This is a genomic window from Lacinutrix salivirga, from assembly GCF_053604675.1.
Map to the genome: position 1 here is coordinate 1 of NZ_JBSHNP010000032.1, position 372 is coordinate 372.

The following is a 372-nucleotide window of genomic DNA, read 5'->3' on the forward strand; positions in this document are numbered from 1 at the left end:
ATTTTAAGTGCACCAGAAGTCGATTCGCTTCCTAATCAAATAGAATGTGCAAGTTTTACACTTCCTTCGCTTTCTCCTGGTAATAACTATTACAATGGCAGTTTGCTAGATACAACTACCACTCCTGTTTTACTTAATGAAGGTGATGTGATTACAACTTCGCAAACCATTTATATTGCTTCACAAAGTAACACAACACCTAATTGCATTTCCGAAACCAGCTTTACTGTAACTATTAGTGGTTTACCAAATGTAGATACACTTACAGACCAAACAGCATGTGATAGTTATACACTGCCTACTCTTACAAATGGTAATTATTTTTCTGAAACCGATGGTTCAGGAACCGCATTTAGTGCTGGAGATTTAATA

At 36.0% G+C, this 372-nt stretch carries 1 protein-coding gene; it reads left to right on the forward strand.

The window, feature by feature from the left end; translation table 11 throughout:
* Positions 1–372, forward strand: a 372-nt coding sequence (locus ACVC5O_RS00540; RefSeq protein ID WP_452219505.1) for a hypothetical protein, incomplete at both ends; no start/stop codon positions are given.